A 21,591-nucleotide genomic window follows, 5' to 3' on the forward strand; every position below is an offset into this window, starting at 1 on the left:
CCCAGCGACCTCTGGGGGAGCGGCATGAGACCGGCGACCTCTGGGGGAGCGGCATGAGCCCGCTGACCTGGCTGCTCGTCTCGGTGGCCGGCGGGCTGGGGGCCGGGTCGCGGTTCATGCTCGACGGCGCGCTCACCACCGCGCTACGCCCGTCCGTCCCCGTCGGGACCGTTGTCGTCAACCTCATCGGGTCGTTGCTGCTCGGCGTCGTCGTCGGCGTCGGAGCGGGCGGTTCCGGCGGAGGAAGCGGGTGGTCGCCGGAGCTGACGACAGTCGCCGGCACAGGCTTCCTCGGCGGGTTCACCACGTTCAGCACGGCGAGCGTCGACATCGTGCGCATGCTTTCCGCGCGCCGTCCGGTCACGGGCGCGGTGGTCTGCCTCGGCATGCTCGTCGGCGGCGTGGCGGCCGCGTGGTGCGGGTGGGAGCTCGCGCGCTGAGTGGGCCGCCGCGTGGTGCGGGGTCGGTGCTCGCGTACTGGACAGATGGATGCTCGTGCACCGAGCGAACACCCCGGCCCGATCCGACGGAGCCGGCGTCAGTAGTCGCCGACGAGCCGGGAGAGAGCCTCCGCCCGGTGCGGCTGGACCCAGGCGGCGTGGTTCGGGAGGTGCACGGTGGCGCGGTCCGGCGGGGTGAGCGCCTCGCAGAGACGGGCGACGGCGACGAGGTCGAGCAGGGCGCCCCACACGTCCGCCTCGACCCGGGTCCGACGGCCCTTCAGCGTGAGGTCGATGCCGGCGGGAATCTCCCCGGACGCCTCGTACACGACCTGAGCGTCGGTCAGCCGGTCCCAGGTGCCGGCGGTGCGGGCGATCTCCCCGACCACCGCGATCCAGTCCTCCGAGGAGTCCGCCATCGTGTCCTCCGGCGGGAATCGGAACACGTTCGACCAGACCGGGATGTCACCGCGGACCGGGTGGTGGACGACGGCGTCGAGGAACGGGTCCCAGTCGGCAGGGTCGGCCACGGGGACGACGGCGTCCGCCACCTGATCGACGCTCAGCCTCGGGTCGAGCCGCAGGCCCGCCTCGACCAGGGCACTCACCCGTCGGCGCACGTCTCGACCTGCCTCGGGGTCGGAGCTCGCGGTGGCGCCGGGGATGTCGCCGTCGGGCGTGGTGGTCGGTCCGAGACCGTCGAGCGTGCTGGGTGTGGTCCCTGCCGCCGAGTCGTCCGCCGAGGCGTCCGACGTGGCACCCCGCGCGGCATCGCTCGTCGCCAGGTCGAGCGCCGGGGCCCGTGACAGCCGGACGGCGATGGCTCGTGCCTCGCGCGCGTGCTCCTTGGGGACGAGCAGGCGCCGGTAGTCCGATCCGTGGCCGGCTCCGGAGCCCGAGCTGGATCCGGGCCCCGAGGTCGGGCCGGAGCTGTCGTCGTCCCGGTCGCCCGCTCCGGCGTCGTCCGGCGTCGACCGGAGGAGCGGGACGGCGACCAGGCGCGGCGGCACGAGCTGGGCGAGGAGCGCGTCGAGCACCGGCGCGAGCTCGCTGCCCTCGAGCGGGACGGTGAGCGGCGTGCCACCGAGCGCGACCGTCACCGAACCCTGGTCGCCGTCGAGGGTGGCCTCGACCTCGCCGACGTGTCCCGTCGCCCCGAGAGCTTCCTCGGCGCTGGCAAGCGTGCGGCGGACCGACGCCGCGGCGTCGTCGTCAGTGGCACCCGCTGGGAGGTGGGCGTCGCCGACGACGAGCTCGCGCACCGGCCGCTCCAGGGAGCGCCCCGCGCCGAGGAGAAGGAGCTGGAGGGGGAGCGGGGTAGGTCCCGTCGACGGGACCCGACGCCGAAGCTCGTCGACGTCGACCCCGTCGCGCAGGTGCAGGCCCAGCCCGGTCAGGGCGGCGAGCTGTCTGGTCAGCGGGGCGTCGTCGGGCAGGTCCACGGGCGAGGGGCCGGTCGACGCGGGAGAGCTGCGCGACTCGTGCCCGGGTCGGGCAGATCGGGCAGGTCTGGCAGGTCGGCCGGGCCGGCCCTGCTGCCCGGACGTGGCGCTGCGCCGGTCGTCGCCCGATCGGCGGCTGAACGGCCACATGTGGGTCCTCCTCGTGTCGGTCCGCCCGCGGCGCAGGACGCGTCCCCTCCACGGTAGGTCACACCGTCGGGGTCGTCCCGCACAAAGCGCGAGTTCCTCGCGGCGAGTGCGGGGACTTCTCCTGACGAGTGCGGGGAGCCCTTGGCGAGTGAGCAGCTTTCCGCCTCACCATCACCCCCGTCGACGACGAAGCGGGCCCCGCACCCATCAGGATGCGGGGCCCGCTCACTGGTCGAACCGACAACCGCTCACTCGTCGATCAGCATGAGTGCGGGGATCCGGTCACGAGTGCGGGGATCCGCTCACCGACTGGTGGACGGATCCCCTCACTCGCCGATGGGGTCAGCGGCGGATGCCGAGGGTGTCCGCGCCGTCGCCGTTCCAGTCGCCGACGAACACCTCGTCGCCCGAGCGGCCGTAGCGGACCTCGCGGTCCGCCCAACCACCGGTGAGGGTGTTCGACATCAGGTACAGGTTCCCGCGACGCGAGGCGAACGTGTCGCTCCCGTCCCCGTCCCAGTCACCCACGAGCACCTGGTCGCCCGCGCGGCCGTAGTCGAACTCCGCGTCCGCCCAGCCCGAGCTGAGCGAGTTGGACACGAAGTACCGGGCCCCACGACGCACCGCGAACGTGTCAGACCCGTTGCCGTCGTAGTCACCGACCAGGACCTGGTCGTTCGCGCGGCCGTAGTCCAGCTCGGTCTCCGCGTCCCCACCGACGAGCTCGTTGGTGAGGAAGTACGAGTTGCCCCGACGCACGGCGAAGGAGTCCACGCCGTCACCGTCCCAGTCACCCACGAGGACCGTGTCCCCGGAGCGGCCGAACGTCAGCTCCACGTCCGCGCTGCCCCCGTAGAGGGAGCTGGACAGGAAATAGGCGTTCCCACGGCGGACCGCGAGCGTGTCGCTGCCGTTGCCGTCCCAGTCACCCACGAGCACCTGGTCGCCGGGGCGACCGAAGGAGAACTCGTGGTCCGCCCAGGCGTCCCAGCCGTCGTTGAGGTAGAACCCACGACCCGGGGTCGGGGGAACAGGCTCACCCGGCTCCTCCGGCTCCTCGTCGTCGGACTGCGTCGAGACGACGAGGTCACGCATGCTGCCCGTGTTGTCGAACGAACCGAACCCGACCCGACCGGAGTCGAACGTCGTGTCGGTCGCCGTCATGAGCGGATGCTCGAGACCGTCCACCCAGACGGCGATCTCGCCGGTATCGGCGCAGTGGACGAGCCGGACGTCGTGCCAGGCGTCGTCGGTGATCGCGGGCGGCGCACCGACGGAGGCCTCCTCGTCCCACTGGTCGTCGATCCGCAAGCGGTCGGCGCCGTCGACGAGGAAGATCCCGTTGTGCGGGTAGATCGCGTTGTCCTGCGAGAGGTGCGCGTAGTAGTACTCCGTGTCCGACTGGTGCCCGAACACGAGGATTATGTCGCGGTTGTTGACCGACGGGGGAGCGTCGAGCCGGACCTCCGCCTCGATCTGGACCGTGCCGACCGGGTCGCCCGAGGCGAGCAGTGCGTACTCGAACGGCCGGCGGATGCCGTCGTCCGGGTTGGTTCCCGGCTCGGTCATCGTGATCATGTCGCCGGGGAAGTCCCAGCTCTCCGGGGTCCGCGGCGCCCAGTTCTCCTCGGCCATGAGGTCGGTGCGCTCGGTGTCGAACGAGCACTCCGGCGCTGACGGCGGGTCGACGGGCTGGACCCCGTAGGCCGCATACTGCGCCGCCATCTGCTCGGGCGTCGGCACGGTGTCGAGGATGACGACGTCGTCCATGCGGCCGTCGAAGGCGTTTCGCTCCCGGTCGTTCTGCGGGAAGCTCCCGCCGATCTTGATGCCCGCGGGGTTCGTGTCCGAGGTCGTCCCCTCGCCCCACGTGTTGTCCGCCGTGTACTCGCCCTCGAGCTCCTCGCCGTTCATGTAGAGCCGCATCTCGCCGGCCTCGTAGTCGAAGGTCGCGGCGAGGTGCACCCACTCGTTGCGGGCGAGGATCTCGTCCCACGGCATCGTGGCCGCGTACGTCCACGACCCTTCGCCGTCGACCCGGCGGCCGAGCGCGACTAGCCGTAGCTCGCCGTCGACCTCGATGACCTCGAGCAGGGCACGGACGCCGTGCCCGTCGGAGTCGCCCGAGAGGACGCCGGCGAGACCGATGGCGTTGAACACGTCGTCCGGGTCGGTGGACTCCGAGTTCGGCACCGGGTGGTCGCCCGTCGGCTTGAACCAGCCCATGATCGAGATCTGTCCGGCGTCGGCAAGGGCGCCCAGGGACTCGACGCCCTCGGGGTCGTAGATGCCGGCCTTCCAGTCGTCGTTCGACGCCTCCTCCGGGCTCAGCTGCTGGGTCTGGAGCGCGCGGCCGGCGCCGGGATAGGCCTCGTCGGCGACGCGCATGAGCTCACCGCCGTTGACGAGCTCGATGTCGGTGCCAGAGCGGCCGAGGTCGTCCTCCCACGCCGGGGCGTCGGCCACCGGGTGGTCGAACGTGTAGTGGCTGACGACGTTGCGGGCGAGCTCGGGCAGGACGGTCGTGTCCGGCACCTCGTGCGCGCCGGTCACGCGCCACACCCGGCCGTCGGCCTTCGAGATCAGGTAGAGCTCCCCGGAGGCGTCCGACCCGAAGCGGAGGTCGACCCGCGAGTCCCCGACGAGCTCGGCAAACGTGGTCTCGACGCCCTCGTGGACGACCCGCAGCTCCTCGATCGGCGTGAGGTCCTCGGGGTCGCCGTCGTTGCGCTGCATCGCGGCGGCGTCCGTGGACAGGATCCAGCCGCGGACGAGGTCGGTGAAGAGGTACCGGCCCTGCAGCTCCGGGATCTCACCCCGGTAGACGAACCCGCCGTTGACCGCCACACCGGCGTCGCCGGTCTGGCCCGGGTCGCGGTTGTGGTCGTACGCGGCCACCGGGTAGGTGTAGCCGGCGTCGTCCTCGGGCAGGGGATAGATCTGCCGCTCGTGGGCGAGGAACGGCCCCTCCCGCTCGGACCAGCCGAAGTTGTCGCCCGCCTCGACCTCGTATATCGACTCGACCTGCCACTCGCCGATGTGACCGAGGTAGAGCGCGTGCTCGCCGCCGGTGTCCCAGCTGATGCGGTGGGGATCGCGCATCCCGATGGCGTAGGTCTCACCGAGCGCACCCTCGACGTCGACGAACGGGTTGTCGGCGGGGATGCCGTACTCGCCGTTCGCGCTGTCGTCGCCGAGCGGGTCGATCCGCATGATCGTGCCGTGCGGGGTGGCGAGGTCCTGCGGGTTGCCGTTGTCGACCCCGTTCCCGCCGTCGCCGACGAGGATGTAGAGCATCCCGTAGTCGGCGTCGCCCTCGGTCACCGTGGGGTTGAAGGCGATCTGCTGGACGGTGTGCACGCGCCCGGCGAACGGGACGCGCATGATCTCGCGGCTCGTGCCCGAGAACGTCTCGGCCGCGGGGTCGTCGGCGGTCCACTCGGTGATGACGCTGTGGAACGCCGTGCCCTCGAACTCCGGGAAGTCCGGCTCGTCCTCCGTCAGGGCGGTGCCACCCTCGGTGTGCACGGTGTAGAAGATGCCGTTCTCGGCGAAGTCCGGGTGGAACTCCGCGAAGCCGAATCCCGTGCCGAGGCCGGCGTGGTTGTGGAAGTTGTCGGCGAACTGGTCGCGGACGTTGAGGTAGTCGACGTAGTCGCCGGACTCCCGGTCGACCATGAACAGGCTCTCGTTCATGTCGACGACCATGAGACGCCCTGAGTCGTCGGGCGCCTCGTCGAGGTGGGTGATCCGGTTGTGCCGGACCAGGCGCTCGTCGGTGGGCTCCGGGGTGGGGGAGGACTCGGGGAGCTGCACGAGCTCCTCGACCTCGATCGCGAGGCTCGACAGGGTCGGGTCGGGCAGCGGGTTGAGCAGGGGGTCCCCGACGGGGTCGTCCGCCTGGGCGGCCGGTGCGACGACGAGGGTCGCGCACATCGCGGCTCCGGCGGCGACGGTCACCGCCGTTCGTCGTCGTCGTCGGGCACGGGGTGTCTGTCGCCGGTCGGAGAACTGCCGTATGGACGTCATCGTCACGCTCCTTCATCGGAAAGCGTTTTCCTGGCAATTCACAACGGTAGGACCAGCCCATGGACCTGATCAATCGTCCTCACGGATGAGATTCGGACGGCGGGGGCGCGTCGTGCGCGACCGGATGCCGGCGGGTGCGATGTCCGGGGGAGCCGGTCACGGATGCGGGGGTCGGAACGACGGGGACACGTCGTGCGCGACGCCGACGGGCGGGACATCCGCGGGGGAGTCGCCGGTGTCGGGGCCGGTCCGTACCGTGCCGAGCGGACGCGCGCCGACCGGGTGCGCGCGATGAAGGGGGATCGTCATGGTCGACGTCGTGCTGTTCCATCACGTGCAGGGGCTGACCGAGGGGGTGCGGGCGCTGGCCGAACTGCTGAGTGCCGGCGGAAGGCACTCCGTGGTGACTCCCGACCTGTTCGACGGACGGACGTTCGGCAGCATCGAGGAAGGGTTCGCCGCCTTCACCGAGATCGGCGAGGACGTGGTCCTGCAGCGGGCGGCACGCGCCGTGGACGAGGTGGAGCGCCCCGTGTACGCGGGGATCTCGCTCGGGGTCATGGTGGCTCAGCGACTGCTCCAGCAGCGCGGAGACGCCCGCGGCGCGCTGTTTCTCGAGGGCGCGATGCCGGTCTCCGGCGAGTGGGCCGACGGGCCGTGGCCGGCCGGCGTTCCCGCCCAGATCCACGGCATGGACGACGACGAGTTCTTCGCCCATGAGGGCGACATCGACGCGGCACGGGAGATCGTCGCCGCCGTCGGGCCCGGGCGCGGTGAGCTCTGGACCTATCCGGGCAGTGCCCATCTGTTCACCGACTCGTCGGTGCCGCAGCATGATCCGGGGGCGACGGCGATCGTCGTCGAGCGCGCGGTCGCTTTCCTCGACGGGCTCCAGCAAGCTGCGTAGCGTCGGAGCAGATCCGGTGTCGCGATGGGGCGCGGCCGGTCTCGCACCCGGACGCATTCGGTCGGGACGCGTCGCTCCCCGAGAACGGTCCGGGATCTTTGTCGGTGGGTTATGTTGCGTCTGTCACTGTCCTGATCACGTCCGAAGCCGCACGATCGCGGCCTCGGGCGCCATACGTGCGAGGAGGCACGCATGTCCGACAGCCCCGATGGACGCCCGACAGGCAGCACGCCGGCACCGTCCCGCGACGCGTCCGACAGCGGGGCGGTCCTCGGGCGGCTGATGCGCCCTCTCAACACCCTGGTCGAGCGCTACGTACCCTCGGCCCGCTGTTCGCGATCGTCCTGACGTTCGTCGTCGTCATCCTGGCTCTGATCCTCACGGACGCCGGGCCGAGGACGATCGTCGTCGAGTGGGGGAACGGGCTCTCCGGCCTGCTCGCGTTCATGACGCAGATGGCGCTCATCCTGCTGCTGGGCTACATCCTGGCGAGCACGCGCCCCGTCATGCGCCTTCTCCGCGCCCTGGCACGCGTGCCGAGGAGCCCGATCCAGGCTTATCTGTTCGTCTTCCTGGTGGCGGCGATCGCCTCGCTCATCACCTGGGGCCTCGGTCTGGTCGCCGGCGCGCTGCTCGCCCGCCAGGTCGCCTACGAGTTCCGGAGCCGGGACGTGCCCGTGCACTTCCCGATGCTCGTAGCCGCTGCCTTCTCCGGTTTCGTGGTGTGGCACATGGGGTACTCGGCGTCCGGCCCGCTCCTCGCGGCCACGCCCGACTCGTTCGTGGTCGACCAGCTCGGTGAGCCCCTCCCGATCTCCGAGACGATCTTCAGCTCGTGGAACGTGATCGGAGCGGTGGCGACGATCGCCCTCGTTGCGCTCGGCCTGTTCCTCGTGGCGCCGAGGCGGGGGAGCGCGATCAAGGTGCTCGAGATCGACGCCCGCGAGAAGGACGTGGAGATCGACGACGCGGTCGAGACCCCCGCCGACCGCGCCGACGCCTCCCGTATCCCCACGCTGCTCGTCGGCCTCATGCTCGTGGCGTACCTCGTCCTGCACTTCATCGACGGCGGCAGCCTGACGCTCGACATCGTCAACTGGAGCTTCCTCGCGCTCATCATGTTGCTCGTCCGCAACCCGTTCGAGCTCGTCACGCTGACGAAGCGAGCCGCCGCGAACGTCGGCGAGATCCTGCTCCAGTTCCCCCTCTACGCAGGAATCATGGGGATGATGGCCGGAACGGGGCTCATCGCCGTCTTCTCGGACGCGCTCGTCTCGATCTCCAACGAGTACACCTTCGGGCTGTTCGCCCTCCTCTCCGCCGGACTGGTCAACTTCTTCGTCCCGTCGGGCGGCGGGCAGTTCGCCGTGCAGGCACCCATCATCCTCGAGGCGGCGCGCGACCTCGGCGTCGATCCCTCGATCGCCATCATGGCCGTGGCCTACGGCGACCAGTGGACGAGCATGATCCAGCCGTTCTGGGCGCTCCCGCTGCTGGCGATCGCCGGCCTGAAGATGCGCGACATCCTCGGGTACACGACGAGCACGCTCATCATGTCCGGGATCGTGTTCGCAGCGACCCTGCTCGTGGCCAGCCTGATCTGAGAGGGATGCGGCCGGGGAGCGGCGTCGGCGCTGCCCCTCGTGCGTCAAGGTCGGTCGCTGGTCGTGGATCCGGCGGTCGCACCGGTGGGCGGCGGCACCGCGTCGTCGTCGATCGTGTCCGCGAGGCGCCCGAGCAGGGTTGTCAGCCGGTCGACGTCCGCGGTCGACCAGCCGGCGAGGAGTCGCGCGGCGACGTCCCCGACCTCGTCCTCGTAGTCGTCGAGCAGGACGCGCCCCTCCGCGGTGATGCTCACCGCGACGGCACGTCGGTCCTCCGGGTCCGGCGTGCGTGCGACGAGGTCGCGCCGCGTGAGCCTGCCGATCTGCACCGTCATCGTCGAGCGGTCGACCTCCTGCCAGGCGGCGAGCTCGCTCATCCGCACCGGCCCGGTGTCGGCGATGCGGCGGAGCAGCCAGCCGTCGACGGGGGAGAGGTCGGGTGCGTCCCGGCGTCGCCGGTCGCGATCCATCCAGCGTTGGATGGAGCTGAACGCGCGGTACATCGTGCGGCCCAGCGCGAGGGCCTGGGTGGGGTTGGTCGGGTTCACGGTTGCTCCGGGTCGACATCGACTAGTTTGATTGGTACACTCAAACTATCATGGCAGCAGTCCGGCGAGAAGGGGAGAGCGAATTGACCGACACGACGCCGACAACCAATCCTGCGACCGAGGGGCCCGTGCTCGACCGGGTCGTCATCGGGCACTACGACAGCTACGTCGGCGCCGAGCGGGCGGTCGACCTGCTCGCCGACAAGGATGTCGACGTCGCGACCGTCAGCATCGTCGGGCACGACCTCAAGTCGGTCGAGCTCGTCACCGGCAACATGAGGTTCGGCAAGGCGGCCCTGTACGGACTCGGCGGGGGCGCCTGGCTGGGCCTGCTCGTCGGGCTTCTGCTCGGCATCTTCCTGCCGTCGCCCGTCTGGGCGGAGGTCGTGCTCGGATCGGTCGTCTTCGCCGCCGTGTGGGGGCTGATCTTCGGGCTCGCCGGCTACGGACTCGTCGGCCGTCGCCGCAGCTTCCGGTCGACCAGCGGCACGCGGGCCTCGGTGTACACGGTCGAGGTGCCGGCCGACATCGCCCGGCAGGCGACCCAGGTGCTCGACGCCGGACGATGAGCCGATCACCGGCCGGTCCGTGGCTGCGATCCCGGGTCTGGCCCGAGGTCGCGGCCACGGTCGTGTCCGGGGGTGGCGACGGCTGGCGGGCGGGGATGTCGTGCCACTCCCGCACGAGGCAGTTCCGCCGCTGCGGTGCCGAGGCGTGGGGAGGGGGATGTTGCGTGGGGCGACCGACGGGACGAACGACCGTCCGACGCCCCTCCGGGCTGTCGCGCGAGGGGACCGTCTCGCTCGACAGAATGACATAATGTGCATTATCGGATCGTAAGGAACGGGAGTTGCATCTGATGCGACTACTCCCGTGCGGCGACGTGCTGGGTGTCCGTGCAGGTCAACTCCATATTGCAGGCACCGGTCCTCGGAATGTGGTGGGCCGGCCTTGCGGCGTTCGGGCTCGTGGGCGTAGGTTCCATGCATTAGATGCAGGATTCCACGGGATCTGGGGGCGTCGTGAAGGGTGTTCCGGGCTTCGTCCCACGGGTGCTCCGCGACGGCGAGGTAGCGCTGTTCCGCGCGGAGGACCGCGTGTTCGACGCGATGCTCGAGGGCTGGAAGGCGCAGATGCTGGCCCGCGGGCTGGCCACGCAGACCATCGAGGGCCGCTGCCGCGTGCTGCGCCGGTTCCAGGAGTACTCCGGGATGTACCCGTGGACCTGGCAGCCCGTTGACCTGGACGACTACATGGCCGAGCGCCGCTCCGGCGAGAAGCCAATCAGCCTGACGACGCTACGGTCGGACAGCAACGCGATCGCGATGTTCTGCGCCTACACGACGGCACCGACTTACGGCTGGCGCGAGTTCTGCGAGCAGACCTTCGGCGAGATACCCGCGCAGATCGCCTTCGACTGGAACACCCCCCGTCACACCGCCGATGACGCAGTGCCCACGCAACGGCGCGCATTCAAGCAGGCGGAGCTCCAGATGCTCTTCGACCACATGGACGACCTCGTCGACCGCGAGCATGCCGTCGGCAGCAAGCGTTGGCTGCCGGTGCTGCGCGACTCCGTCGCGTTCAAGGTCTGCTACGCCTACGGGCTTCGTCGCCGCGAGGTCACGATGCTCGACCTGCACGACTTCGGCCCGAACCCGCACGTGCCTGCCTACGGTGAGTACGGCGCGGTGATGATCCGGTGGGCCAAAGGGACCGCTGGATCTGGGCCTCGCCGCCGCACCGTCCTCACGGTTCCCGAGTTCGAGTGGGTCGTCGGCCTCCTGCGGTTCTGGGTCGACGACGGCGTCCGCGACCGGTTCCCCACCGCCGACCGTTCGGCCGCGCTGTGGCCCAGCGAACGAGCCGACCGGATCACGCTGGGCAGCCTTGGGGACTCCTTCGCCGCTGCGCGCGACGCGGTCGGCCTGCCCAAGGAGCTCGGCCTGCATTGCCTACGCCACTCCTACATCACCCACCTGATCGAGGCCGGCTACGACCCGGCGTTCGTGCAGACCCAGGCCGGCCACGCCTACGCCTCGGTCACCAGCATCTACACCTCCGTCGGTGACGACTTCAAGCAGAAGACGATCCAGAAGATGATCGCCCGCCGCATCGCACGCCCGAAGGAGGCCAACCCCGATGGCTGAGCAACGCCGCATCGGCTACAAGTGGAACCTGCGCACCGTCATGGCGCAGCGGAACCTGTGGAAGAGCACCGAGCTCATGCCGCTGCTGAAGTCGCGGGGCATCAACCTCTCCGAGAGCCAGGTCTACCGACTCGTCACCGGCACACCCGAGCGCATCCCGGCACGCACGTTCGCCGCTCTGTGCGACATCCTCGACTGCGAGCCCAACGACCTGTTCGAGCCCTACGTCGAGATGCGCGCAGCGAGCACAGCGGACGCGCCCAAGCGGCCCGAGGACCTCGGCCTGAGACCAGGGGACCCGATCGCGCGGCGCGTGCGGATCATCAGGGACGACGAGAATGGCTAGGCCGCGACCGCCAAGCGATCCAACCCGATGGCCACTCCCCTGCGCCCGCTGCGGTGAGCACCACCAGATCGCGGCCCACTGGCCCGACGGCAGCGTGTGCCGCTACTGCTACCAACAGGCCAAGCGAACCCGTGGCACCTGCTCCTGCGGCCACGACGGCGTCCTGCCCGGCCGCATCGACGGCCAGCCAGCCTGCAGACGATGCACCGGCGTCACGCTCAACATCGACTGCACCACCTGCGGCGCCGAGGACGAGCTCTACCGCGGCACCCAGTGCTGGACGTGCGAACTCGCAGTGCTCGTCGATCAGCTGCTCATCAATCCCACCACGGGCGTGATGGCCGCCGAACTGGGCCCAGTAGCCCGAGCACTGAAATCGATGAAGAGATCCAACAGCGGAGTGACCTGGATCAGACAGCCCCACGTCACCACCTTCCTCAAAGATCTCGCGGCGGCGCCGACGATCACCCACGACCAACTCGACGACCTGCCAGGATCGGACCGCACCCGCACCTACATCCGCGGCCTGCTGGTCGAGCACGACGCCCTGCCCCGACGCGACGAGCTCGCCGTCCGCTACCATCACTGGTCCACCGGCGCCCTCGAGCGTCTCAGCAGCGACGAGCACCACGACATCGTGCGCCTCTATATCCGCTGGCACATCCAGCGACGCATGAACCAGATGGAGACGGTGCCGCGAGGCACGTTCCTGAGATCGAAGCAGACCGTCACCGTGACGATCGACTTCCTCAACTGGCTCCACGACCACGGACTCACGCTCGACCAGCTACGGCAGGAACACCTCGACGCCTGGCTGTCCGACGGACCGAGCACCCGACGGTTCGTTGATCGCTTCATCCCTTGGGCCATCAAGAGCCGGCTCGTCGACTCCGACCTCACCCTCGCCCGCCATCGCCGCGGCACCAGCCCGAAGCTGTCCAAGCCCGAGCAGGATGCCGCCGTCGACCGCGTGGTCCACACCGACGAGCTCACAGTGCGTGACCGGGCCGCCGCGATCTTGGTCCTCGTCTTCGGACAGCACATCGAAGACGTCGTCGAACTGACCTGGGACGACGTCGCCGTGACCAACGACCTCGTCACCATCACGCTCGGAACGACCGAGTTCGCCCTCCCCTCCCCCTTAGACCAGCCCATACGCCAGCTCGCCGCCGCGCCCGGCAACTACCTCACCGCCGCCCACCCCAACAGCACCTGGGTTTTCCGCGGCAACTCCCCCGGCCAGCACATCCACGGATCGAGCCTGCGCAACAGGCTCAAGACAATCTTCAGCACCCGCGCGGCCCGGCTCGGCACCCTCCATGAGCTGACCAAACTCGCACCCGTCCCGATCATCGCCGACGCGCTCGGCTACCACCCGACCACCATCGAGCGCCACGCCATCGGCTCCGCCAGTGTGTATGCCCAGTACGTCGCTGCCAAGCGAGAGCACTCATGAGGATTCGAGCGAGCCAGGAGATGAAGTGTCAGCTATGGCGTCTATCGTCGGACCATGCTTCGTCGACTAGACCTGAACAAGCCTTGGCGGTCGTTGGAGCCTGGATTCTGGCCCGATGAGCTTCCCGCGGGCCGCCGAACGATCGTGTACGGCCACAACGGCAGCGGCAAGTCGACATTCGCTGAGCTTCTCCTGAGTCTGGCCGACTCTGACGACGCTAAGGGCGTGGTCTGGGAGGACGACCAGAAGCGCCGCACCAGTATCAGCGCCGACGGTGTGAATTCGAAGGCGCCTATAGCCGTATTCACGCGGAAGTGGGTCGAGGCAAATCTGTCAGAGTTCCTCGATGGCGCTAGCGCTGCGGCAATCGTGACTCTGGGCAAGGAAGCGATCGACGCCAAGGAGGAGCAAAATCGGCTCGTTGAAGAGCTCGGCAATCTGCAGAATCAGGCGGAGCAAGCGGACGAGCAGCAGAAACTCGCTGACGACAAGCTCAAAGCCTTAGCCCGTGACGTCCAGGACAGGATCGTGTCTGAACTCCAAGAGTTCGACTACAAGCACTTTACAAAGAGCCGCTACTCTGTAACCAAAGTCCAGGATGACTTGCGCAAGTACACGGGAGAAATCCCAGATAGTAACGCACACGCCGAGGCTCTGAAGCGGCTAGGCGAACAGGCCCAGTTACCGGCGCCAGCGATTGTAGCGGCACCCGCGGACGTCGCCGACCAGCTGGTGGCTCTGAACGAGCTGCTCTCCGAGACACCGACCCGAGTCGCGATCAGGGAACTAGAAAGCAACCCGGCAGCTCAGACTTGGGTCGAGGAGGGCCTTGCACTACACGAGGGCCTCGACCACTGCTTCTTCTGTGCCGGGGAGATCAGCAGAGATCGACGTGACCAGCTGGCACTTCATTTCGATGAGAGCTGGCTCCAGATTCGAAGCCGGTCGAAGACCCTACTGGCGGCTGTCGCGATCGAGAATCAGGCGCTCATTGACTGGCAAACCACTCTGCCGGCCCCCACGAACTTGGCGAGCGAACTGCGGTCGGTCTATGAAGAAGCATTTGAGCGAATCAACGCCGCCGTCGACGAGCGCATTAAGACGCTCAAGTCAATTGAAAGAACACTCAACGAAAAAATTGCCGACCCCAGCGCTACACCTGACGCCCCAGAGTGGTCGATGCTTAGCACGACTCCATCCATCTCAGGGCTGGTGCAGGCGATCACACAGCACAACGAACAGGTCCGACGACACGAGCAAATCACCGCTGAGCGTACGCAGACGGTCCTCGACCACCTGGTCGGATCGCAGAGCGAGCCCTTCCGGGGCCTCGAGCAACAGGCGAAGGACCTGGCAACCGCCAGCAGCCGTGCCAAGGCCGCCGTGAAGCTTGCGGAACACCAGCTCGCCGATGTGCGTCGGAAGCAGTTCACCAACAATGAGAAGGCCGACGCTCTCACCCGTGATCTTGCCCGCGTCTACGGCAAGGGCCACCTCAGAGTCGCAGTCACGTCAGACGGCAAGTCATACGCCTGTCGTCGTGGCGACGAACCTGGTAAGCACCTCAGTCACGGCGAGAGGACGACCTTGTCGTTGCTGTACTTCCTGCACAAGCTCGAGGATGAGCAGGTCGCCAACAGTGACAGGTCGCAGAGAATTGTGGTGATTGATGATCCGTCCAGCTCGCTCGACAGGGAGGCCCTCTTCGCGACCCACCAACTGCTCTTCGACACGCTCGATAACTTCGGTCAGTACGTCATACTTACCCACGACTTCAATCTCTTGCAACTGTTCATTAAATCTCACAAGACCGCTTGGTTTAAATCGCGTAGCCGTGTTAATGCTGCCGATGCCGACGAGATCCGATTCCCCAAGGTGTCTTTCCTTGAGATGTACGCAGCATCGGTAACCGGCGCGCGTCAATCCCGTGTCGGTAGTCTCCCTTACGCTCTGCTTAAGAACACGTCAGAGTACGCCTATCTATTCTCAACGCTCATGGCCGGGATCGCGGACTCTGCGAATCATGAACGACTCTTCCTTCTTCCGAATGCTGCTCGTCGATTGCTTGAGATCTTCGCGAGTTACAAGGCGCCCCACAGAACCAACTTCCTTCAACAACTCGAAGTCCTGGTAGAGTCTCAGGAAGATGAGCCCTATCGCGATGTTTATCATTTCTGCAATCGCTTCTCGCACGGCGAGGGAAGCGAGAGCATCGACGTACTCGACGCTCGCGCCGTTCATGGACAGATACGTAGGTGCCTTGAGTTCCTGCGCGCCGTCGACAGCGAGCACTTCGATCGGATGTGTACAGCAACGGGCGTTGCCCCTGAGTCGCTCCCCTGAGGTTCCGACCAGGGCAACCAACCCACGGACAAGATGGCGATACGTAAGCCGCCCAGAGTTCAAGTACCTCGCTTACCTCGCTGGAGCCTTCCGCTGTTGATCCGCTCCGGAGGACCTGCTCGCGAACTCCCGCTCCTACCAGTTAACGGGAGTTGCATTTAATGTGAGTACTTGATGACCTTCCAGCGGGAGCTCAGCGCAAACTTGCCACGGCGAAAACAGCATACCGTTGCAATCTCGGCGAATTATTGGGTGATCGATCGCTATCCTAGAGCGATGGGTGAGCATACAGAGGACGAGCTGGACCAGCTCGAGGCCGAGGAGCCGGAGCTGCCTGAGTGGAGGCAGCTTGAGCTCGCGGCCTCGGCCTCCTTGAACGTCGCCTTGACGATACTGACTCGCCCGCACGTCAGCGAAGCAGTCCTGCGCCGTCTGGCTGAGGCGCGGCCTGACTTCGGCCCGTCGATCGCAACCAAGCGGAACGCACCCGTCGAACTCATCGAGGCCCTGCCGGTCAACACGCTCTACGCAGGCACGCTCGAGCCCTACATGTGGCGCATCGGCGCCGACATCGACCTGTGGCGCACGGTTCGCAGGGTGCAGGACACCAGCCCCATGCTGGGAGGGCCACCCATCGGCGAGTTCACACGCGCCTACCGCATCGCCCACGAGCACGACGCCGACGCGCACCGCCAGGCCACCGCACGCTGGCGTGCCTTGCGCCAGGAAGACCGCGACCGGCAGCAGCTGGTCGACGAGGTACGCGATCCAACGACGACCCTCGGACGCCTGGTCGAGATCGCCCGCGACCAGTCCGTCTTCGTCGCGAGCGCGGTGCTCCAGCTCGAGCCGCCACCGCCCGAGGTGATCAGCGCACTTATCGAGACCCATCCCGACCTCGCCGAGGAGATGGATCGGTTCACGAATCGCAGCGCCGAACCGCCGGACTAATCACAATCTTGCATGCGACCACGTCCGCTCGCGCGATGATGTCGGCCCCGCTGACTGCTACTCCCGGCTCTCGAACTCCCGCTGCTACCAGTTGGGGCTGTGTGGCGAGCGTAGCCTCACGGGGCGTTTGTCGGGTCTGTCGGATCTGACGTGGCGGACGGTCCTGACGGAACGTCTGTGGTCGACGGACGTCGGTCCACGACGACGACCAGCTCGTTGCCCTCGGGGTCGGCGACGTGCCATCCGCTGTCGGTAGCCTCCAGCAGCGTCCCGCCGGCCGCGAGCATCCGGTCGAGTCGCGACCGCGCGGCGCCGGCCGACATGGCGAGCTCGACGTGGATGCGGTTGCGCTGGTCCCGGCGCCGCGTCTCCGAGACATCGATCTGCTGGAAGGCCAGCACGGGACCGAGACGGCGCGGATCGACGATGTCATCGATCCCGTCGCGCGGGTCGGGTTCGTAGCCGAGGGCGACGAGCCAGAACTGCTTGACGGTCGCGATGTCGGCGGCGTCGAGGAAGAGCTGCGTACAGCGCGGAAGCCGTGGGTCTGCGCGTGCTCCACAGCGTCGTGCGACGGTCTGGATCCGTTCGGCGACGAGGGTGAAGTCGAGGTCGAGGCCGTGCGCGTCCGGCTCCCACCGGTCCTTGCCGCTGTCGAGGACGACCAGGCCCTGACGTAGGTCGATGAGCAGCGGGAAGCCGGCGTCGTGGGCGATCTGGGCCGCAGCGACGGCGAGCTCGCGCTGCTGCCCGGACGACGTGCTGCGGTAGCACGCCATCGCGCCGAACACCTGGTGCCAGTCGGACGCCTGAGGGCTGTCGGTCAGCGGTGATCCGGGCACGAGGTCGACCTCGTTGCCGTCCCGGTCCGCGTGCCGGACGCCGAACGGGCCCGTCGGCTCGCCGAGCGCCGCGCGATCGACCTCGAGGGCCGGTCGGACGACGTCGACGTGGACGCGGTTCCGCAGCGGACGGTCGTCGGTCGACCGCCGGATGCGAATGGTCGGGTCGCGTCGCAACGGGTCCAGCAGCACCTCTCCCCCGCCCTGCGCGTAGCCGAGCGCCCGCTGCCAGAACGCTGTCAGGTCTGACGGTCGGTGCGACGCAAGCACGACAGACATCGGCGCCAGGACGTCCGGGCGCGCGGCAAGCCCGGCGTCCCGTGCGGCCGCCGAGACCGTCGACGCCCGGGAGATATCGGGGAGCCGGACGCGCAGTCCGGTCGGCCGGATGTCGACGGCGATCGTCGATGAGATCTCGAGGAGACGGGCGGCGAACGCGGCGCCCTCGACCAGCGACGGCGCGTCGAACCACGTGGCCGGCTCGTCGTCGAGAAGGCACCAGTCCATGTCCTGAGATGACATGCGAGCGACCGTAGCGGATGCTCCTGCCCGGACATGACGAGCGCTCCCCCACCCGGGAGGGGTGAAGGAGCGCTCGGCGTGGTCCGGAGCGAGCTCCGGTCACTGGTGGGGCGGACGTCCGCTCACTCGCGAGGCTGGCTCACGGGTGAGCGGACGCCGCGTCCGGTTCGTCAGCGGCGCACACCGAGGGTGTCGCTGCCGTCGCCGTTCCAGTCGCCGACGAAGACCTCGTCGCCGGAGCGGCCGTAGCGGACCTCCTGGTCGGCCCAGCCACCGGTGAGGGTGTTGGACATCAGGTAGAGGTTGCCGCGACGCGAGGCGAACGTGTCGTTGCCGTCGCCGTCCCAGTCACCGACCAGGACCTGGTCGTTGCCGCGACCGTAGGTGAACTCCGCGTCCGCCCAGCCCGTGGTGAGCGAGTTGGACACGAAGTACCTCGCGCCACGGCGCACGGCGAACGTGTCGGTGCCGTCGCCGTCGTAGTCGCCCACGAGGACCTGGTCGTTCGCACGGCCGTAGTCGAGCTCGGCGTCAGCCCACCCGCCGGTCAGCGAGTTGGTGAGGAAGTAGCTGTTGCCGCGGCGGACGGCGAAGGAGTCCACGCCATCCCCGTCCCAGTCACCGACCAGCACGGTGTCGCTCGCGCGGCCGTAGCTCAGCTCGATGTCCGCGTTGCCCCCATAGAGGCTGTTGGACAGGAAGTAGGCGTTCCCGCGACGAACGGCGAGCGTGTCGCTGCCGTTGCCGTCCCAGTCGCCCACGAGGACCTCGTCGCCCGGACGACCGAAGGAGAACTCGTGGTCGGCCCAGATGTCCCAGCCGTCGTTGAGATAGAACCCACGACCCGCAGTCGGCGGAACCGGCTCCGGCTCGGGCTCCGGCTCGGGCTCGCCGGCCTCCTGGCCGGTGAGGTACTCGAAGCCGGTGGTCACGAAGTCCTCGCCGTCGGCGGCCAGGTCGTACTCGAGCACGTAGTACGCGACCGGGGCGTGCTGCTGCGCGGACGCGATGATGCCCGGCAGGTCCACCTCACCCTCACCGAGGTTGGTGAAGGTCGGACGCTCGTCGCCACCCAGACCGGTGGCGTCCTTGATGTGCAGGAGCTCGATGCGGTCGCCGTACTGCTCGATGAGAGCAGGGACGTCGATCCCCGCGTGAGCGGCCCAGGCCACGTCCAGCTCGAAGGTCACGAGGTCGGGGTCGGTCTCGGCCACGAGGATCTCCCAGGCCGACATCTCCACGCCGTCGTGCTCGTAGACGGTGGTGAACTCGCCGTCGTGGTTGTGCCCGAAGAACTTCCCGACACCCGCGTCCACCGAGCGCTGACCGAGGCGGTTCATCGCCTCCGCGGTGGCGATGGTGTCCTCGTAGCTGTCGATGCCCGGGGCGGCGAAGCCACCCGAGCCGACGTACTCCTGGCCCACGGTGGTCACGTAGTCGAGGGTCTCGTCGAAGGTCTCCTCGTCGGTGTTGTAGTGCGACGACGGCACCCGCAGGCCCAGCTCGTCGGTCATGGCGCGGAACTCCTCGGCGCTGTAGTCACCGAACGTCCCGCCGAAGGGCTCGATGTTCTCGAACCCGATCGATGCAAGGCGGCCGAGGACGGGCTCGAGGCCCGCGTCGCTCACCCACGGGATGAGGGAGAACATCTGGATCGAGACGTCCTCGACCGGGATGAGCTCCGGCTCCGGCTCCACCGGAGGCTCGGGCTCGCCTGCCTCCTGGCCGGTGAGGTACTCGAAGCCGGTGGTCACGAAGCTCTCGCCGTCGGCGGCCCGGTCGTACTCGAGCACGTAGTACGCGACCGGAGCGTGCTCCTGTGCCGATACCAGGATCTCTTGGAGCGGGACCTCGCCCTCGCCAAGGTTGGTGAAGACCGGACGGCCCTCCCCGGCGATGTTGGTGGCGTCCTTGATGTGCAGGAGCTCGATGCGGTCGCCGTGCTCCTCGATGAGCGCCGGGACGTCGACGCCGGCGTGCGCGGCCCAGGCCACGTCCAGCTCGAAGGTGACGAGGTCGGGGTTGGTCTCCTCGACGAGGATCTCCCAGGCGGACATCATCTCGCCCTCGTGCTCGTACTGGGTCGTGAACTCGCCGTCGTGGTTGTGCCCGAAGAACTTCCCGATCCCGGCGTCCACGGACTGCTGGCCGAGGCGGTTCATCGTCTCGGCCGTGGCCAGCGTGTTCTCGTAGCTGTCGATGCCCGGGGCGGCGAAGCCACCCGAGCCGACGTACTCCTGACCCAGGGTCTCGACGAACTCCAGGGTCTCACCGAACGTGTCCTCGGCGTTGTTGTAGTGCGACGAGGGCACCCGCAGGCCGAGCCCGTCGGTCATGGCACGGAACTCCTCGGCCGTGTAGCCGTTGAAGTTCCCGCCGAAGGGCTCGATGTTCTCGAAGCCGATCTCTGCGAGACGGCCGAGCACCGGCTCCAGGCCGACCTCGCTCACCCAGGGTGTCAGGGAGAACATCTGGATCGACACGTCCTCCACGGGGACGTGGATCTGTTCTGCCTGCGCCGGCTCCTCCGCCGGCTCGGCATCGCCCGGTGATGCGGCGGCGACGCCGATCCCCATCGGTAGCACGAGCGCGCCTGCGAGCGCTGCGCCCGCCGCTCTCGGCAGCCAACGGCTGCCTGGTCCTCGTCTGGTCACGATTCCTCCTTGAACTCGCACACCTGGTGCGTCGCGCGTGTCGACGCATGTTCCCGAGGGCGGCGGCCACTCCGCCTCACTGCCCTCGGCTGGTCCGCGGTACACCGTTGATGCCGGCTCCCCCTCGGGTTCGGTTCGCCGGTCCACCGTGGATTCACCCATCCAATCACCGACGGACCCAAAGGCGAAGGGGTTTCGATCAACCAAAAAAGAAGTGGTGAGCCAGATCTCTGTCGACGCCTCACACGCGAGGCATCGGCCATCGACCGTCGCTGCGGTACGCGATCTCCGCCAGACCGGACCGCGCTTGCTCGCCGTCGCTCGGACGGGGTTCGCCCACGGTGCCGGGGCCGTCGTCGTCGTTCTCCGCGATGCGCACGTTGCGGAACGAGACGTCGTCGCCGTCGCCGTGGTTCTGCAGCCCGATGTAGCCCGAGCTGAGGTCACGTGCCGGGTCGGTCGACTCGAACGAGTTGACGAGGACGTCGTTGAGGTAGACCTCGATGATCGGGTCGTCCACGACGATCTCGACCGCGTTCCACTCCCCCGGCGGGTTGAGCGCCTCGTCCCGGGTCTCCTCGTCGGCACCCTGGAACGTGTAGATGGCACCGGTGGTGCGGTCGCGCTCGTCGGTCGCGTCGATCTGGATCTCGTAGCCCTCGTTCACCGCGATCCACGGGTCGTCGGCCGGGTCCGGGAACCCGACGAACACGCCGGAGTTGTCGTCGCCCGCCATCATCCAGTCGAGCCGGAGGCTGTAGGACTCGAACTCCTCGGGGAACCACAGGAGACCCATCCCGCCGGTGGTGAGGGCGGTGCAGTCCTCCTGGAGCTCGACGCTGCCCGGGCCGGCCTGGTTCCAGGCGTCGAGGCTGGCCTGTGTGCCGTCGAACAGGGCCGTGTAGCCCTCCTCGACCTCGCCCGGCTCGCACACCGCGGGAGCCGGGGAGGCCGGCTCGCTCGACTCGTGATCCGGGTCCGTGCATGCGGCGCTGGATGCCAAGAGCACCACCAGAGCTCCGGCACGGGCAGTGTGGCCGGCCCGACGCCCGGGACGGCCGCCCGTCGATCGACCGTTCACGAGTCCCCCTCCGTAGCCGCGTCCATACAATCACCGCGCGGACGGGAGCGACAGGCGTTCCACCCGAACGACAAGGAACGGGTGCGCAGCGTGGTCGGGGCTCGGCCACCGACCGAGCCCCGACAC

General features: G+C 68.3%; 14 protein-coding genes and 1 pseudogene. 9 read left to right on the forward strand and 6 right to left on the reverse strand.

Annotation, left to right across the window (positions count from 1 at the left end; all coding sequences use genetic code 11):
* The first annotated feature begins 53 nt into the window (after positions 1-53).
* Positions 54-440, forward strand: a complete 387-nt coding sequence (locus tag ACPYO6_RS03190; RefSeq protein WP_425713442.1) for a fluoride efflux transporter FluC — start codon at positions 54-56, stop codon at positions 438-440.
* Between the two features lie 98 nt (positions 441-538).
* Here the strand turns inward: ACPYO6_RS03190 and ACPYO6_RS03195 are convergent, their stop codons facing one another.
* Positions 539-2,032 carry a hypothetical protein gene (locus ACPYO6_RS03195; protein WP_425713443.1) on the reverse strand — a complete coding sequence of 498 codons (1,494 nt, stop codon included), beginning with the start codon at positions 2,030-2,032 and terminating at the stop codon, positions 539-541.
* A 342-nt stretch (positions 2,033-2,374) separates the two neighbouring features.
* Positions 2,375-6,061 (reverse strand): PQQ-dependent sugar dehydrogenase, encoded by a 3,687-nt coding sequence (locus ACPYO6_RS03200; protein WP_425713444.1) that lies wholly within the window; start codon positions 6,059-6,061, stop codon positions 2,375-2,377.
* 307 nt (positions 6,062-6,368) lie between these two features.
* On the opposite strand from ACPYO6_RS03200, the gene ACPYO6_RS03205 reads away from it, so the two are divergent.
* Entirely contained in the window at positions 6,369-6,968 is a 600-nt protein-coding gene (locus ACPYO6_RS03205) for a dienelactone hydrolase family protein (RefSeq protein WP_425713445.1), read from the forward strand.
* Positions 6,969-7,250: 282 nt separating this feature from the next.
* A pseudogene (locus tag ACPYO6_RS03210) lies at positions 7,251-8,572 on the forward strand (short-chain fatty acid transporter).
* Between the two features lie 44 nt (positions 8,573-8,616).
* On the opposite strand, the gene ACPYO6_RS03215 reads toward ACPYO6_RS03210, so the two are convergent.
* Entirely contained in the window at positions 8,617-9,120 is a 504-nt protein-coding gene (locus tag ACPYO6_RS03215; protein ID WP_425713446.1) for a MarR family winged helix-turn-helix transcriptional regulator, read from the reverse strand.
* A gap of 83 nt (positions 9,121-9,203) precedes the next feature.
* On the opposite strand from ACPYO6_RS03215, the gene ACPYO6_RS03220 reads away from it, so the two are divergent.
* The 6 genes from ACPYO6_RS03220 (at position 9,204) to ACPYO6_RS03245 (ending at position 16,366) form a co-directional block, all read left to right on the forward strand.
* Positions 9,204-9,689 (forward strand): general stress protein, encoded by a 486-nt coding sequence (locus ACPYO6_RS03220; RefSeq protein WP_425713447.1) that lies wholly within the window; start codon positions 9,204-9,206, stop codon positions 9,687-9,689.
* Positions 9,690-10,142: 453 nt separating this feature from the next.
* The gene (locus tag ACPYO6_RS03225; RefSeq protein WP_425713448.1) at positions 10,143-11,270 is read left to right on the forward strand and encodes a tyrosine-type recombinase/integrase; all 1,128 of its coding nucleotides are present in this window, start codon (positions 10,143-10,145) and stop codon (positions 11,268-11,270) included.
* Positions 11,263-11,616: a helix-turn-helix domain-containing protein gene (locus ACPYO6_RS03230; protein ID WP_425713449.1), complete on the forward strand. Its 354-nt coding sequence runs from the start codon at positions 11,263-11,265 to the stop codon at positions 11,614-11,616. Before ACPYO6_RS03225 ends, ACPYO6_RS03230 begins: the two co-directional genes overlap by 8 nt.
* A gap of 94 nt (positions 11,617-11,710) precedes the next feature.
* Positions 11,711-13,072 carry a Fis family transcriptional regulator gene (locus ACPYO6_RS03235; RefSeq protein ID WP_425713450.1) on the forward strand — a complete coding sequence of 454 codons (1,362 nt, stop codon included), beginning with the start codon at positions 11,711-11,713 and terminating at the stop codon, positions 13,070-13,072.
* 54 nt (positions 13,073-13,126) lie between these two features.
* Complete coding sequence (locus tag ACPYO6_RS03240) at positions 13,127-15,415, forward strand: AAA family ATPase (protein ID WP_425713451.1); 2,289 nt, start codon at positions 13,127-13,129, stop codon at positions 15,413-15,415.
* A 276-nt stretch (positions 15,416-15,691) separates the two neighbouring features.
* The gene (locus tag ACPYO6_RS03245; RefSeq protein ID WP_425713452.1) at positions 15,692-16,366 is read left to right on the forward strand and encodes a hypothetical protein; all 675 of its coding nucleotides are present in this window, start codon (positions 15,692-15,694) and stop codon (positions 16,364-16,366) included.
* Between the two features lie 116 nt (positions 16,367-16,482).
* On the opposite strand, the gene ACPYO6_RS03250 is transcribed toward ACPYO6_RS03245, so the two are convergent.
* From ACPYO6_RS03250 to ACPYO6_RS03260, 3 genes are all read right to left on the reverse strand, one after another.
* Positions 16,483-17,730 (reverse strand): VOC family protein, encoded by a 1,248-nt coding sequence (locus ACPYO6_RS03250; protein ID WP_425713453.1) that lies wholly within the window; start codon positions 17,728-17,730, stop codon positions 16,483-16,485.
* 170 nt (positions 17,731-17,900) lie between these two features.
* A complete protein-coding gene (locus tag ACPYO6_RS03255) occupies positions 17,901-20,384 on the reverse strand; it encodes a sugar phosphate isomerase/epimerase family protein (protein ID WP_425713454.1) in 2,484 nt (827 codons plus the stop codon).
* Between the two features lie 241 nt (positions 20,385-20,625).
* Positions 20,626-21,387 (reverse strand): 3-keto-disaccharide hydrolase, encoded by a 762-nt coding sequence (locus tag ACPYO6_RS03260; protein ID WP_425713455.1) that lies wholly within the window; start codon positions 21,385-21,387, stop codon positions 20,626-20,628.
* Positions 21,388-21,591: the final 204 nt, after the last annotated feature.

The sequence above is a fragment of the Georgenia sp. Z1344 genome (genome assembly GCF_049856295.1).
Lineage (GTDB): Bacteria > Actinomycetota > Actinomycetes > Actinomycetales > Actinomycetaceae > JB111.

Coding starts and splice junctions, on each gene's coding strand:
- ACPYO6_RS03205 (WP_425713445.1), top strand. CDS start 6,369: ATGGTCGACGTCGTGCTGTTCCATCACGTGCAGGGGCTGACCGAGGGG.
- ACPYO6_RS03240 (WP_425713451.1), top strand. CDS start 13,127: ATGCTTCGTCGACTAGACCTGAACAAGCCTTGGCGGTCGTTGGAGCCT.
- ACPYO6_RS03195 (WP_425713443.1), bottom strand. CDS start 2,032: ATGTGGCCGTTCAGCCGCCGATCGGGCGACGACCGGCGCAGCGCCACG.
- ACPYO6_RS03190 (WP_425713442.1), top strand. CDS start 54: ATGAGCCCGCTGACCTGGCTGCTCGTCTCGGTGGCCGGCGGGCTGGGG.
- ACPYO6_RS03230 (WP_425713449.1), top strand. CDS start 11,263: ATGGCTGAGCAACGCCGCATCGGCTACAAGTGGAACCTGCGCACCGTC.
- ACPYO6_RS03250 (WP_425713453.1), bottom strand. CDS start 17,730: ATGTCATCTCAGGACATGGACTGGTGCCTTCTCGACGACGAGCCGGCC.
- ACPYO6_RS03245 (WP_425713452.1), top strand. CDS start 15,692: ATGGGTGAGCATACAGAGGACGAGCTGGACCAGCTCGAGGCCGAGGAG.
- ACPYO6_RS03200 (WP_425713444.1), bottom strand. CDS start 6,061: ATGACGTCCATACGGCAGTTCTCCGACCGGCGACAGACACCCCGTGCC.